Annotated in this window: 12 protein-coding genes and 1 tRNA gene; 5 read left to right on the top strand and 8 right to left on the bottom strand. The window is 76.5% G+C overall.

Features of this window, described 5'->3' with window-relative positions; genetic code table 11:
* Positions 1-193 precede the first annotated feature (193 nt).
* The 3 genes from ACH4B3_RS18590 to ACH4B3_RS18580 all read right to left on the bottom strand — a co-directional run bounded on the left by ACH4B3_RS18590 (position 194) and on the right by ACH4B3_RS18580 (position 5502).
* Positions 194-751: a single-stranded DNA-binding protein gene (locus tag ACH4B3_RS18590; protein ID WP_398463944.1), complete on the bottom strand. Its 558-nt coding sequence runs from the start codon at positions 749-751 to the stop codon at positions 194-196.
* 270 nt (positions 752-1021) lie between these two features.
* On the bottom strand, positions 1022-3868 hold the full coding sequence (locus ACH4B3_RS18585; RefSeq protein ID WP_398463943.1) for a GTPase: 2847 nt from the start codon (positions 3866-3868) through the stop codon (positions 1022-1024).
* Positions 3865-5502 (bottom strand): dynamin family protein, encoded by a 1638-nt coding sequence (locus tag ACH4B3_RS18580; RefSeq protein ID WP_398463942.1) that lies wholly within the window; start codon positions 5500-5502, stop codon positions 3865-3867. The genes ACH4B3_RS18585 and ACH4B3_RS18580 overlap by 4 nt, the downstream gene beginning before the upstream one ends.
* 373 nt (positions 5503-5875) lie before the next feature.
* On the opposite strand from ACH4B3_RS18580, the gene ACH4B3_RS18575 reads away from it, so the two are divergent.
* Positions 5876-5948: transfer RNA gene (locus tag ACH4B3_RS18575), tRNA-Arg, on the top strand.
* 587 nt (positions 5949-6535) lie between these two features.
* On the opposite strand, the gene ACH4B3_RS18570 is transcribed toward ACH4B3_RS18575, so the two are convergent.
* The 3 genes from ACH4B3_RS18570 to ACH4B3_RS18560 form a co-directional block, all read right to left on the bottom strand.
* A complete protein-coding gene (locus ACH4B3_RS18570; protein WP_398463941.1) occupies positions 6536-6808 on the bottom strand; it encodes a hypothetical protein in 273 nt (90 codons plus the stop codon).
* Positions 6809-6955: 147 nt separating this feature from the next.
* Entirely contained in the window at positions 6956-7600 is a 645-nt protein-coding gene (locus ACH4B3_RS18565) for a sigma-70 family RNA polymerase sigma factor (protein WP_398463940.1), read from the bottom strand.
* Between the two features lie 194 nt (positions 7601-7794).
* A complete protein-coding gene (locus ACH4B3_RS18560) occupies positions 7795-7944 on the bottom strand; it encodes a hypothetical protein (RefSeq protein WP_398463939.1) in 150 nt (49 codons plus the stop codon).
* Between the two features lie 988 nt (positions 7945-8932).
* On the opposite strand from ACH4B3_RS18560, the gene ACH4B3_RS18555 reads away from it, so the two are divergent.
* Complete coding sequence (locus ACH4B3_RS18555) at positions 8933-10003, top strand: polyprenyl synthetase family protein (protein ID WP_398463938.1); 1071 nt, start codon at positions 8933-8935, stop codon at positions 10001-10003.
* A gap of 154 nt (positions 10004-10157) precedes the next feature.
* Here the strand turns inward: ACH4B3_RS18555 and ACH4B3_RS18550 are convergent, their stop codons facing one another.
* Positions 10158-10766 (bottom strand): TetR-like C-terminal domain-containing protein, encoded by a 609-nt coding sequence (locus ACH4B3_RS18550; protein WP_398463937.1) that lies wholly within the window; start codon positions 10764-10766, stop codon positions 10158-10160.
* A 138-nt stretch (positions 10767-10904) separates the two neighbouring features.
* Between ACH4B3_RS18550 and crcB (ACH4B3_RS18545) the strand changes: the two genes are divergently transcribed.
* Genes crcB (ACH4B3_RS18545) through crcB (ACH4B3_RS18535) form a run of 3 tightly spaced genes read left to right on the top strand, consistent with a single transcriptional unit; the run spans position 10905 to position 12138 of the window.
* The gene (crcB, locus tag ACH4B3_RS18545) at positions 10905-11345 is read left to right on the top strand and encodes a fluoride efflux transporter CrcB (RefSeq protein ID WP_398463936.1); all 441 of its coding nucleotides are present in this window, start codon (positions 10905-10907) and stop codon (positions 11343-11345) included.
* Positions 11342-11767, top strand: a complete 426-nt coding sequence (locus ACH4B3_RS18540) for a DUF190 domain-containing protein (RefSeq protein WP_398463935.1) — start codon at positions 11342-11344, stop codon at positions 11765-11767. The genes crcB (ACH4B3_RS18545) and ACH4B3_RS18540 overlap by 4 nt, the downstream gene beginning before the upstream one ends.
* Entirely contained in the window at positions 11764-12138 is a 375-nt protein-coding gene (gene crcB / locus ACH4B3_RS18535) for a fluoride efflux transporter CrcB (RefSeq protein ID WP_398463934.1), read from the top strand. The genes ACH4B3_RS18540 and crcB (ACH4B3_RS18535) overlap by 4 nt, the downstream gene beginning before the upstream one ends.
* Before the next feature lie 35 nt (positions 12139-12173).
* Here crcB (ACH4B3_RS18535) and ACH4B3_RS18530 read toward each other — a convergent pair whose 3' ends face one another.
* On the bottom strand, positions 12174-13070 hold the full coding sequence (locus ACH4B3_RS18530) for a LysR family transcriptional regulator (protein WP_398463933.1): 897 nt from the start codon (positions 13068-13070) through the stop codon (positions 12174-12176).
* Positions 13071-13227 lie beyond the last annotated feature (157 nt).

Genomic DNA, 13227 nt, shown 5'->3' with positions numbered 1-13227 from the left:
TCGGGCGAGCACGGGTCATCGCGGCGCGCCTTCCCGGCGAACTCAAGGCTCCGAAACCCCCGTTGACACTCAGGGATCCTAAGGAGCGAGCCGAGCGTGATCCCCAGGAAACCGAACGGCTAACCGATCCGAATCGGAATCGTTATCGCCAAGATCGATCCGCGGCCCGGCAATATCGATAAATCTCCGGGCATCATGAGGCTGTTGCCCCGGTCAGCTGGGGTTTGAGGTGCGAGACCCGCCGGAACGCCGCCGTACCGCGGGCCAGATCGTGCCCGACCGCCACCGCGTCGATCTCGGCCGAGACCCAGCGGACGCCCTCGCCGCTCCCGCCCCGCGCCCCGGCCGTGCCGTCGCGGTCCTCCGCCGCGCCCCCGCCCCCGCCCGCGCTCGCTCCGGTGGTGCCGCCCTCCGCGGCCGCCGCCTCCGGGCCGTCCCGCCGCCCGCCCGACCCGGGCCGCTGCCCGCCCGCCGGCCCCCGGTCGCGCCGCTCGTCCCGGACCCGCAACTTGCCGTGCACCACCAGCGGTTCGCCGATGCTGACGGACGCCGCCACGTTCTCGGCGAGGCTCCGCCACGCCCAGACGGTGTAGAAGCTGGTGGGTCCGTCGACCCAGCCGTCCCGCACCCGGTCCCAGCGCCGGGCCGTCACCGCCAGCCGGAACCGGACCACCGAGGCCCCGGTCGCCGTCTGCCGGTACTCCGGCCGGGTCGCCACGTTTCCCACCACGGTCACCAAGGTGTCGTTCACCGGACCGCCTCCCCGTTCTCGTCGGTCTCCCCGCTGATGTGGCTCCATGGTGACCGCATCCGCCGGATCCGGCCGGGGCCTGTGGACGAGGCGGCGGTTGGGGAAAACCCGGCCGCCCGACCGGGTGACGGGGCACCCCGCCGCCCGGGCGCGGAGGTGAACCGCCCGGAGTTCGCGCGGGCGGCCCGCCCGCGCCGAACGCGGCACGGCCGGCGTCCGGTGCACGGCCCCGGGCGCGGCGCCGTCCCCGTCCCGCCGGGCCGGGACGGCTCACCCGGCCGCCGCGACGGCGTACTTCTCCCGGACCTCCCGGTAGCGCAGCAACTCCGCCGCCACCGGCTCCAGTACGCGCGCCCGTCCGCACCCGGAGGCCGCGTCCCGCAGCCGCCGTTCCACGGTGTCCCCGTACGTCCGGGCCGGTCCCCGGGCGGCCAGCGCCGAGCCCCAGGCCACGGCCGGACCGCCCGCCGCGCTCACCGCGAACAGCAGCGCGGGCAGCCACCACCCGCCGTCCATCCCGCCGGTCACCACACCCAGCAGCCAGCCCACCGCGACCAGTTGCACCACCAGCAGCGTCACCTGGAGCGAGGCGGCGACGGTCCACCAGGCGGGCCGGTCCGGGCGACCGTTCGGCGCCGCGGCCGCCACCGCCTCGTCCACCGCCTCCGGCAGTCCCCTGGCGCCCCGCCGCGCCGCGTCGCGCACCGCCTGCGCCCAGGGGCCCGGCAGCCCGGTGGCCGCCTCGTCCGCCAGGGTGCGCACCGCCTCGTCCACCGCGGACCGGGCCGTCACCGGCGGTACGGCCATCGCTCCGCCCGGGTCCTTGGCCCCGCCGCGCCACCGGCGCCGGCCCCGCCGCGGCCGCAGCCTCCCCCAGGGCAGCCCGCAGGCGCGGTGCGCCGCGCGCAGCCAGACGCGTTCCGCCGCCTGGCCGACGGCTCCCGCGCCGGCCGCGTCCGCCAGCCGGTCCTCGAAGTCGGTGCGCGCCCGCTCGGTCAGCCCCGCCCGGCCGCCGTCCACCACGTAGCACGGCCGCAGCCGGCCGGTCGCACCGTCCACGTCGGCCGACAGCCGGCGCTCCGCGGCGCCGCATTCGCCCACGAAGCGCCCCAGCGTCTCGCGGAGTTCGCCGACCCCGCGTCCGGTGAGCGCGGACACCGACATCACCGTCGCCCCGGGTTCGCCGTGTTCGCCGAGGGCCAGGCCGTCCTCGTCCAGCAGCCGCCGCAGGTCGTCCAGCACCTGGTCGGCGGCGTCGCCGGGCAGCCGGTCCACCTGGTTGAGGACGACGAAGGTCACCTCCGCGTAGCCGGCCAGCGGCCGCAGATAGCGCTCGTGCAGCACCGCGTCCGCGTACTTCTCCGGGTCCACCACCCACACCACCGCGTCGACCAGCCCGAGCAGCCGGTCCACCCGTTCGCGGTGCCCGGCCGCCGCCGAGTCGTGGTCGGGCAGGTCCAGCAGGACCAGCCCGCGCAGCGCCTGGTCGTAGGGGTCGACCGGACGGTGCCGGGCCCGCGGCGCGATGCCCAGCCGGTCCAGCAGGCCGTCCGCGTGGTCGGTCCAGGCGCAGGAGACCGGTTCCGCGGTCGTCGGCCGCCGTACCCCGGCCCGCGAGATCTCCACCCCGGCGAGCGCGTTGAACAGGGAGGACTTCCCGCTGCCGGTGGCCCCGGCGAGCGCCACCACGGTGTGCCCGAGCGAGTACCTGCCGCGGGCCGCCGCCTCGTCCAGCACCCGCCCGGCCTCGGCGAGGGCGCGCCGGTCGAGCCGGCTGCGGGAGAGTCCGATCAGCTCGCGCAGCGCGTCCAGCCGCGGCCGGAGCGTGCGGGCCCCGCCCGGCCGCGGGTGCGGGTCGTACCCGCCGAACACTCCGCCGCCGCCGGGCCCGTCCTCCCAGGCGCTCTCGTCGTGGCCGCCGGGCGGCTCGTCCCGCATCCCGGTGGTGCCGCCGGGGATGACGGAGGGCCCGGCGGGGCCGCCGCGGGGTCCGAACGGGCCGTCGGGCCCCGGGCCGGCGGCCCGTTCCCGGCGCCCGGCCGTCCCGGTGTCCCCGGCCCGGCCCGGGTACCGGCCGGTGCCGGGGAACGCCGCCGGGTATCCGCGGTCCGCCGCCACGGGCGGGGTCCCGGGCATCGGGCCGGCCACCCGTTCCGTTCCCGGCCCGCCCGTGCGGCCCGCTCCCGGCGCCGGGCCGTCGGCTCCGTCCGCGCCGCGCGGCGCGGGGAGTTCCCCGTCGTTCCCGCGGTGGGCCGGCCCCGGCGGCCGGCCGGGCAGCGGCATCCGGCCGGGGAGCGGCGCGCCGTGCGGGTGCCCGGCCGCGACCGGGCCGACCGGGTGGCCGCCGGTCGCCCGGTCGGGGGTCGCCTCCGCGGCCTCATGGCCTCCGGGGCTCCGGCCCACCTCCCGGGCCTCACCGGGCTCTTCGGCCTCGCGGGCCTCGTCAGCCCGGTAGGCCTCCGCGGTTCTCGGGGCCTGCGGATCCTTCCCCGGGGTCCGTCCGGGCGCGGTGGTCTCCTTCGCCCCTTCCGCCTCCTGGCCTTCTGCCATCCCCTCGATCTCCCCGGCCCCTTCCGTCTCCTCGGACCACGCCGTCCCCTCGGGCGGGTGGACCCGCCGGGCGATCAGGCCGTCGTCCCATGCCTGCCTCGCCCCCGGGCCGCCGGGGGCCGCGCTCTGCGGCCATGCCTCGCGGGGGGTCCCGCCCGGCGCCGACCCCGCGCCGGGGTCGGGACGGCTCCCGGCGGGCGGTTCCGCGTCCCGCCCGGCGGCCGACCGCCCCGGCGTCCTGGTCTCCGCTCCGTCCGGCGGCGGGCCGGGCTCCGCCGGCCCGTCCGGGCCGTCGCCCGGCGCCCCCGCCGCTTCGTCCCGGCCCCGGCCGGCGGCCCGGTCGCCGAGGTGCGCTCCGGCGTGCTCCGCGGCCCGGGCGGGCACCGCGGTCCCCTCGCCGGGCCGGCCGGCCGCCCGGTCACCGGGGTGGCCGCCGGCCTGGCCGTCGGGGTGGTCACCGGGCCGTCCGCCCGGCTGGGCCTCGTGGTCGCCGGCCCGGCCGGCGGGCGGCAGCGGGCCGCCGGGCCGGTCGCCGCGGTACGGGTCGGTGGTGGTCACCTCGCTCACCTCTCCTTCTCCTTCTGGAGTACGGACAGCGCGGCGATCAGCTGAACCTGGTGCTCGGGGGTGATGTCGAGCGCGTCGAGCGGCGCCAGCCGGCGGTCCCGTTCGGTGTCCAGCGTCTGTCCCAGGTAGTCGTCGAGCAGTTGTCCGCCCCGGTCGCGCAGCCGGAGCGCGCCCTGCACGCCGAGCGTCTCGGCGAGGGTCTCGCCCGCCGCGCGGGCGCGGCGTCCGCCGAGGAGCGCGGCGACCAGCAGGGCCGCGATGCCCTCCGGGTCGGGAATGCCGCCGCGTTCGGAGGTGCGGGCCTCCCGCGCCTCCTCCTCGGCGATCTCCTCGACGCACCGGCGCCACCGGCGGGCGGCCACCCCGATGCGGTCGGCCGCGCCCGCGGCGTCGCGCGGCGCCAGCCCGGCCCGGGCGGCGGAGTCCCGGGCGCCGCCGGCCGCGATCTGCTCGTCGGCGGCGGCCGCCGCGCTCCGTACCAGGACGGCCAGCGCGTCGGTCAGTCCGGTGAGGAGTTCGTCGGCGCTGCTGTCCTCCGGGTAGCCGTGCCAGTGGGTGAGGGCGCCGCCGGCCAGCGCCGCCCCCGCGCCGATCTCCCGCCGCACCCGCTCGGCCGCCGTCCGGTACGCGCTGTCGACGCGCTGCACCAGCCGTACCGCGGCGGAGTGCTGGGCGGCGGCGGCCGCGGCGAGGGCGGGGACCCGGGACCGCAGCGAGGCGATCGTGCCGGCCGCGGTGCGCTGCGCGGCCGAGTCCCTCAGCTGCGGGTCCCGGGCGCACTGGGTGAGCCAGCCGCGCAGTGCGGCGACGGCGGTGGCGGGCAGCAGGCCGCTGCCGCCGCCCGCGGACTCGGGGAGCTCGGGGATGGTGAAGCGGGGGACGTCGCCGAGGCCGGCCGCGCCGAGCAGGGCCGCGTACTGCCGGGACACATCGGCGGCGACCTGGTGCGGCACCCGGTCCAGCACGGTGACCAGGGTCGCGTCGTGTTCCTTGGCGGTGCGCAGCAGGTGCCAGGGCACCGCGTCGGCGTACCGGGTGGCGGTGGTGACGAGCACCCAGATGTCGGCGGCGCAGATCAGCTCGGCGGCGAGTTCGCGGTTGCGGGCCACCAGGGAGTCGATGTCGGGGGCGTCGAGGAGGGCCAGGCCACGGGGCAGCGCTTCGTCGCTCTCGATCCGGATCTGCCGGGACGCCGCCTCCGCCGCCTCCTCGTCCGGGTAGTCCTCGAAGCCCGGCTCACCCGCGTCGCCCTGGGCCGGGACCCACACCCGGGTGAGCCGGGGCAGCACCCGCTGGCCGGCGAACCAGTGGTGGTCGTCGGGGTGGCAGACCAGCACCGGGGTGCGGGTGGTGGGCCGGAGCACGCCGGCCTCGGTCACCCGCCGTCCGACGAGCGAGTTGACCAGGGTGGACTTCCCTGCGCCGGTGGATCCGCCGATGACCGCGAGCAGCGGGGCCTCCGGCGAGCGGAGCCGGGGCAGCAGGTAGTCGTCCAGCTGCGCGAGCAGTTCGGCGCGGTTCCGGCGGGCGCGGCCGACGCCGGGGAGCGGGAGCGGAAAACGTGCGGCGTCGACGCGGTCGCGCAGTGCGGACAGCGTGTCGAGCAGTCGGGGCCGTACGTCCAAGATCGCCACGTGTGCAGAATGCACAATTTTGGTGGCTTTTTGAAGCTTATGCCCGTCCACACGCGGCGATCAAACCCACCCGGATCACCCCACATGGGCACAGAACGGCAGGGTCGGCGGGGGGCCGGGCATAACGAGTGCACAACACCCGTCCCGGGAGGCGTGAAAAACGATGCAGGATTCGTACCTGCCTGCGATTATCAGGACCGCTTCACCGAACCTCCACAACGTGCCACGGAGGTGAAGCAACCGGGACGAGGCGCACGGGCCCCTATCCTTGTCCCCGGCAAGGTCACGGATCCACCGAGCCCGGCCATCGGTTGTCCGGCCGGCCCGGTCGGAACCGCGGGCACCCGGGGGCTACCGTTCCTGACCACCACCGGCCCCCGTAGCTCAGTGGATAGAGCAGGCGCCTTCTAAGCGCTTGGCCGCAGGTTCGAGTCCTGCCGGGGGCGCTCTGCCCGTACGGTGTGCGCGCCCTCCCTTCCGGGAGGGCGTTTCTGCTGTTCAGCGGGACATTAGCGAGTGCGGCGTAGCGATGGCGTAAGCGATGCGGGGTGAGCGCCGGCGGGACGCGTCCGGGTGGCCCTGGGTGCGCCGGGCGGACCCCCGGGCCCCGGCCCCTCCATCCATCCGTCCGTCCCTCGGCCCCGGGCCGTCAGGCCGGCCGCTTCGGCTCCGATCGTCCCCGTCTGGGCCCAGGCCACCGGAACCTTGCGCTCCGCCCCGTCGGCCCGTGTGACGGTGATCCGCGCGCCACCGCCCGGCCGTTGGCGGCCGGTTCCGCGCGCCACCGCGCCTGCGGTTCGCCACCGGTTCTCCGCACGCCGCCGCCCCGGCCGTCGGCCACCGGAGCCGCGCGCGCTGCCCCCTCGTCCCCGTGTTCGAGGGGACAGCGCCTCTCTACCCGGACCCGACCGCGATGGTCACGCCTGTCGCCGGACGCCCGGTCTCCCCCCGTGAAGACCCGGTGTCAGCCACTGTCCGGGCCGCATTCCCGGGTGCCGCTCCGGGCGCGTGACGCGCTCCGGCCGGCCGGCCCCTACAGGACCGTGACGCCACCTCCTCCGACCGCGAATCGTCGCCCGTTCGCGAGGAGCGACAGCAGGGGCTCCCGCCGCGCACCGGAGCGCAGTAACGCGGGCGCGAGCGGCTCGGGGACCGCGTCGCCCTCCCGGTCGTCCCCTTCCAGTTGATCCTCGACTCGATCGAGAAGCGCTTCCCAGCCGACGGGGTCGATCCCGCCGTGCAGTTGCCGATCAGCCTCTCGGCTGTCCTCCGCCGCGCGGCGGAGTACTTCGAAGGTGTCGTACATTCCGTATGCCCCTCCCGGTGCGTGTGCGTGTGGACGCTTGTCGGTTGCACCCTCAAGCGCTGTCGTTGTCGTACGGGTCACTAGGACCCAACCTGGACTCACGGGAGGCGGCTTGCCGGCCTCCTCCCGTGAGTCCGAGTCGCGGCACTAGCTCGTCACGTCACCCAGCACCTCGTCATGGATCTTGTCCTTGTGGAGCTCCAGCACCTCGCGCACCTTCGTGTAGCGACGGGCGACGGTGTGCCGGTCGATGCCCAGGCAGCGGGCGATCTCGGCCTGGTTGAAGCCCTCGATGATCGCGAGCCGGGCGACCTGGTACAGCTTCTCGGGGAGTTCGGCGGCGAGGAACGCGTCGATGGACCTGAGCCGGTCGACCCGGGCGTGGAGGCCCTCGTCGGGTTCGACCGACACCTCCGGGAACTCGTCCACGGTGGACGACAGGTCCCGGTCGTTGCTCCGTGCGGCGTCGGCGATGACGTCCCGCATCACCTTGCGGGCGAAGGCCCGCCCGCCGTCCCGCCGGTCCAGGACGAAGTCCGGCCTGGACCAGGCGCGCACCAGCTGGAGCACCCCGTTCTGCACCAGGTCCTCCATCAGGTACTCCATGCGCGCCCGGCGCACCATGCCCTCGAGGAACGGCTTCAGCCGCTGTAACTCGGCGACCTGCTCCTCCGTCAGACGGCGCCGCGGCCCGGCCTCCGGCGAGGTACGCGCCGCGGGGACCAGCCCCCGCGTCGTGCTCGCCCGGCCGTGTGGGTCCGTCGGCCCTCGGACATCGGGGGCATTGCGCATGGGGACCAGTCCTTCCCGTAACTCGACCGACTCGACTGGGAGCACCACCTTGTACGGCTCCCACCCGGCCATGCCGTGCGGAGCGGGCCCGGGTGGCGCATCCGGGCCCGGTTATTTCGGCCGGCCGCCCGGAGCGGGCCCCCGCCGTGGTGGCCGGCGAGGCCCCGGGCCGGTGGCGCCACCCGGTCCGCCGGTCAGCCGAGGACCTGGTGGAGAAGGGTCGCGACACCGGCTCCGACCAGGAGGGCGACCCCGAGCAGCGGGTTGACGAAGGCCAGGTAGGTGACCAGCCCCCCGACGATCAGGATCAGCAGGGCGCGGTGGAGCTTGTGGACGGGGTCCATACGGTGTTCTCCCGGTGCGGCGACCGACGACGGGTCGGTGGTGGTCTGACCGGCCAGGTGCCGGTTCACCGGAAGAGGCCGCCCGGCGGGCGCCCCGGGGCGCGTGCGTCCCCATGACCATCGTCACCCCGGGCTCCGCACCCGCCGCGCCATCGGCGGGCTCCCGGGGTCCGGGAAGGTCGCCGGACCCGTCCGGGGCGGCGCGCGACCGGCCGGGACAGGCACACGCCCGTCCGGGCCGGCGTGCCGCGTGCGGGGCAGTGCCGTGGCCTGTCCGGCCCCCGCTCCCGTCCCCACCCGTGTGCCGCGTGCGGGGCGGTTCCCCCGGCCCGGCCGGCACCGACCCGCTCCAGACCCTGCTCCCGTCCCCGCCGGCCCGCCTCGTTCCCGTCCCCGCCGGCGCGCCTCGTCCGGGGCCGGTGCCCCGTTCCGGCCCCGCTCCCGCCTCCCGGCGTGCCACGTCCTGGGCGGTACCCCCCGGCCCGGCCGGCACCGGCCCGCTCCCCTCCGTCCGCTCTCCTGCTCCCCTGCCCGGGCGCCGGCCCCCGCTCCCCGGTCACCCGGCGGCGCGGCTCCCGGCAGCTGCCGGAGCCGCCGGTTCCGTCCGCTCGGGGCGGCGTGGGACCCTGCCCGGGAGCCGGCCGGGACGGCATATGCTGTGCGGGCCGGAACCGGCCGAACACGGGGCCGGGTGGCCGGCCGGCGTGGCCGGACCGGTCCGCGCCTTCGGCTCCGGCACCCGGTGATCCGGCCGTACGGCGGCAGCCGACGACCCGGCCCGCTACCGGGTACCGCCCGGCCGACGACGTCTCCGCACCGGACCGGAGCCGGCCGAGAGGCGGGCGCACGGCCGGCCCGGCCCTCGGAGCCGGCGGCCGGGGAGCCCCGCACCGGGGAGGCCCGGCGCGCGGGACCAGGGGACGGCCGCGCCGGCCCCACCGCCACCACAACCGAGGACATCGTCCACTTCCACGCCAGGGAGCCCGCAGTGACCGCGAACGAGTACCGCCCGGCCACGGCCGCCGGCCCGCACGACGAGCGCTCGGCACTGCTGGCCCGGGTCGAGCGGCGGCTGGCCGGCTTCCTCGCCGAGGAGCGCCGGATCTGGGCGGCGTCCAACCCCGACGCGGTGGAGCTGGTGGACTGTGTGGCGGACATGGTCGCCAGCGGCGGCAAGCGGCTGCGGCCGTCCTTCTGCATCGCCGCGTACCTGGCCGCGGGCGGTGACCCCGAGTCGTCCGCGGTGGTCGACGCCGCCGCGGCGCTGGAGCTGCTGCACACCTCCGCGCTCCTCCACGACGACGTCTTCGACGCTTCCGAGCTGCGCCGGAACGAGCCCACCGCGCACATCCGGCACGCCACGCTGCACACCGACCGCGGCTGGCACGGAGAGGCCCGGCGGTACGGGGAGAGCGTCGCGGTGCTCGCCGGCAACCTGGCCCTGGTCTACGCGGACCGGCTGATGTCCGCCGCGGCCCGCACCGAGCGCTGCCGTCTGATCTGGGGGGAGCTGTCCACCGAGCTGATGGTGGGGCAGTTCCTCGACGTCCGGGCCGCCGCCCGGTTCCGCCCCGACCCGGGGCTCGCCCGGTGGATCGCGCTGTTCAAGTCCGGCCGCTACACGGTGGCGCGGCCGCTGGCCGTCGGCGCCGCCCTGGCCGAGGGCGGCCCGGGGTTGCAGGAGGCGTTCGAGGAGTACGGCCTCGCCCTCGGGGAGGCGTTCCAGCTCCGTGACGACCTGCTCGACGCCTTCGGGAGCGCCGAGACCACCGGCAAGCCCGCCCGGCTCGACTTCAAGCAGCACAAGATGACGCTGCTGATGTCCTTCGCGCTGGCCGACGAGCCGGAGGTGCGCGCCCTGGTCGGCGACGACCTGCCCGGCACCGACCCCGACGAACTGCACGCCCTGCTGATCCGGACCGGCATCCGCGACCGGGTGGAAGGGGTCATCGCGGAACGGCTGAAGGTCGCCAACGAGGCGGTCGCGGCGTCGCTGTCCCCCCGTTGGGCGGCGGAGCTCCAGGCGATGGCGGAGGCCGCGGTGTACCGGGACCGGTGACGCCCGGCCGGCGCGGCGCCGCCGCCCCCGCGGCCGCCGCGCCGCTCCGGTGTCCGGTCCGCCGGCCGGTCAGGTCCCCCGGTCGGCCGGGCCCGCGGGACGGTCAGGTCCGTCGGCCGGTCAGGCCCGCCGCCCGGTCAGGTGCGCGGGCCGGTCAGGCCCGCGGGGCGCGCGCCGCCAGGAAGCCGTCGACCAGGTCGGGCACATAGCGGTCCTCGAACGCCGTCCCCGAGATGAGCCTGCGGAACACCAGGGGGCCCAGCAGGTGATCGATGGCGACGTCGGTGTCGAGGTCCGCCGGCAGCTCACCCCGCGCCTTGGCACCGTCCACGATCTCCCGCAGCCCGTCGGTGCCCTTGCGGCTGCACGCCCCGAGCACCTCGGCGTAGCGCGGGTCGAGCGGCGCCTGGTCGATGATCACCCGCAGGGCCCGCTCCGACTGGGGGTTGTGCAGCAGCCCGAGGAACTGCCGCAGCTCACCGATGAGGTCCGCGCGCAGCTCACCGGTGCGCTCCACCGGCTCCACCTGGAACAGGTCGGCCAGCAGCTGCTGGATCAGCATCGCCGACTCCGGCCAGTGCCGGTACAGCGTCGTCCGGCCGACCCCGCTGCGGGCCGCCACGGACACATGGGTCACCCCGGCCCAGCCGCTCTCGATGAGCAGGTCGCTGGCGGCCGCGAGCGCGGCGGCCCGGCTGCGCTCCGCCCTCGGGTCCGGACCCCGCCCGGTGATGTGGGGGTCCTTCGCGCCGGCTTTCCCCATCTCGTACTCCCCGCTGTGAGACCGGTGCTGTGGGGCGTTCCGCACCGCAGCCGGATCAACCATAAGGCCTCGTCCGGCCCCGTCGGGGGGGCGGAGATAGCCTGGACTGCCACGGCAGAAGCACAGGACACGGCGGTCATGGGGACGGTACGGACGCAGACGGTGATCGCGGTGGCGGTCGGCGGCGGGATCGGCACGGCCGCGCGGTACGGCGCGCTCCTGCTCCGGCCCGACCCGCCGGGCGCCTTCCCGTGGACCGTCCTCACCGTCAACGCCGTCGGCTGCGCGGCGATCGGGGTGCTGCTGGTACTCGTCACGGAGACCGGCACGGCCCATCCGCTGCTGCGTCCGTTCCTCGGTACCGGGGTACTCGGCGGCTTCACGACCTTTTCCACCTACGCGGTGGACATCGAGCGGCTGACCCGGGCCGGGCGCGCCGGTACCGGGCTGGCCTACCTGGCGGCCACCGTGGTGGCCGCGCTGACCGCCGTGTGGCTGGCGGCAGCGGTCACCCGGCGGGCCGTCGCGGGCAGGCGGGCGGCGCCCCTCGAAGGACCGGCGAGCGGGAGGCGGCCATGACCGGGACCCACCGGCCCGGACTGCGGCTGACGGTACTGCTCGGCGCGGCCGACGTCCGGCGGCACCGTCCGCTGTACAGCGAGATCGTGCACCGCGCGCACCGTGCCGGGCTGGCCGGGGCCAGCGTGTTCCGCGGCATCGAGGGCTTCGGGGCGTCCTCCCGCATCCACACCGCGCGGCTGCTGTCGCTGGCCGAGGACCTGCCGGTGGCGGTGGTGATCGTGGACACCGAGGAGGCCGTACGGGCGTTCCTGCCGGAGGTGACCGGTCTCGTCGACGACGGTCTGATCACCCTCGACCCGGTGGAGATCGTCCGGGGCGCCGAGGGCCGGCACCGGGACGGTCGCGATCGCGCACCAGCGAACGAAGACCCGCCAGCCGACCCGCGGACGCCACCCGGCGACCCGGGCGACGCCTCGTGAACTGGCTGCTGGTGGTCCTCGGCGGAATGGCCGGCGCCCCGCTGCGGTACCTCGCCGACCGCGCCGTGCAGCGCCGCCACGACTCCGTCTTCCCCTGGGGCACCTTCGTCGTCAACGTGGCGGGCAGTCTGGTGCTGGGCCTGGTGACGGGCGCGGTGGCCGCCGGGGCGGCCTCGTCCCGGGTTCAGCTGCTGCTCGGCAGCGGACTGTGCGGAGCGCTCACCACGTACTCCACCTTCTCCTACGAGACCCTGCGGCTGGCCGAGAGCGGGGCCCGGGTGTTCGCTGCCGCGAATGTGCTGGGCAGTGTGCTGGCCGGGCTGGGCGCGGCCTTCGCGGGGACGGAGCTGGCCCGTGCGCTCTGGGGCTGAACCGCGCCCGGGGCCGCGCCCGGCTCGGTCCGCGGTCAGTCCTCGCCCGCGCCCAGGTGGTGCAGCAGCACCCGCCGCAGCTCGCGGGCGGCCCGGGTCGGGGCCACGTCCTTGCGGTGCGCGATCGCGATGGTGCGCCGCATGCCCTGGTCAGCGGCGAACGGGGTGACCCGCAGCCCTGAGCGGGCCGCCACCATGCCGGGCACCACGGCGAGCCCCAGCCCGGCCCGGACGAACCCCAGCACCGCGTCCATCTCCCCGCCCTGCACGGTGAAGGCGGGCTCGAAGCCCGCGGCCTGGCAGGCGGCGATGGTGAACTCGCGGAGGTCGTAGCCGCGCCGGAACATCACGATGGGCCGCCCCTCCAGGTCCGTCACCCGGATCCGGGTGCGGCGCACCGGGGCGGGGGCGTTCGGCGCGGACACCACCACCAGGTCCTCGCCCAGCAGTTCCGTGGTGGCCAGCGCCGGGGCGCCGCCCGCGAGCGGGGTGATGATCAGCGCAAGGTCCAGGCCCCCCGCGGCCAGGGTGCGCACCAGGTCCTTGGAACCGCCCTCGTCGACGAGGAGTTCGATGCCGGGGTAGCGGTGGTGGAAGGCGCGCAGCACATCGGGGACCAGGCTGGCGCAGAGACTGGGCGGCGCCCCGAGCCGGACCCGGCCGCGGCGCAGCTGGGCGACCTCCTGCACCTCGCGGTGCGCGGTCTCGGTGTCGGCGAGGATCTGCCGGGCCAGCGGCAGCAGGGCCTCGCCGGCGTCGGTGAGGGTGATGTGGCCGCGGGCGCGGTGGAACAGCTCGGCGCCCAGCTCCCGTTCGAGGGTGCGGATCTGCTGGGAGAGGGAGGGCTGGGCGATGTGCAGCAGTTCCGCGGCGCGGGTGAAGTGCCGGGTGTCCGCGACCGCGGTGAAATAGCGGAGCTGATGCAGTTGCACCCGCACAGGATAGGCACCGCCTATCGGAGTGGGTCACTCCGGTTGCTCCGTGGTGGGCCCCGCGGCCGGTCCGGCCCAAGGTTCCGGCTCGGGGCGGCGAGCGGGCTTGCCGGATGCCTTGCCGGTGAGGCTTTCTCGCGGCCGGCCGCCCGCAGGA

This window comes from Streptomyces sp. NPDC018031 (genome assembly GCF_044327625.1).
Classification (GTDB): domain Bacteria; phylum Actinomycetota; class Actinomycetes; order Streptomycetales; family Streptomycetaceae; genus Streptomyces.
Note: the sequence above shows the minus strand (reverse complement) of the source record. Positions and strands in the feature narration are given on the sequence as shown.

Excerpts from the sequence above, each read along its gene's own strand:
- ACH4B3_RS18565 (WP_398463940.1), bottom strand. The coding sequence starts at position 7,600 with ATGCGCAATGCCCCCGATGTCCGAGGGCCGACGGACCCACACGGCCGG.
- ACH4B3_RS18550 (WP_398463937.1), bottom strand. The coding sequence starts at position 10,766 with ATGGGGAAAGCCGGCGCGAAGGACCCCCACATCACCGGGCGGGGTCCG.
- ACH4B3_RS18560 (WP_398463939.1), bottom strand. The coding sequence starts at position 7,944 with ATGGACCCCGTCCACAAGCTCCACCGCGCCCTGCTGATCCTGATCGTC.
- crcB (WP_398463936.1), top strand. The coding sequence starts at position 10,905 with ATGGGGACGGTACGGACGCAGACGGTGATCGCGGTGGCGGTCGGCGGC.
- ACH4B3_RS18540 (WP_398463935.1), top strand. The coding sequence starts at position 11,342 with ATGACCGGGACCCACCGGCCCGGACTGCGGCTGACGGTACTGCTCGGC.
- ACH4B3_RS18570 (WP_398463941.1), bottom strand. The coding sequence starts at position 6,808 with ATGTACGACACCTTCGAAGTACTCCGCCGCGCGGCGGAGGACAGCCGA.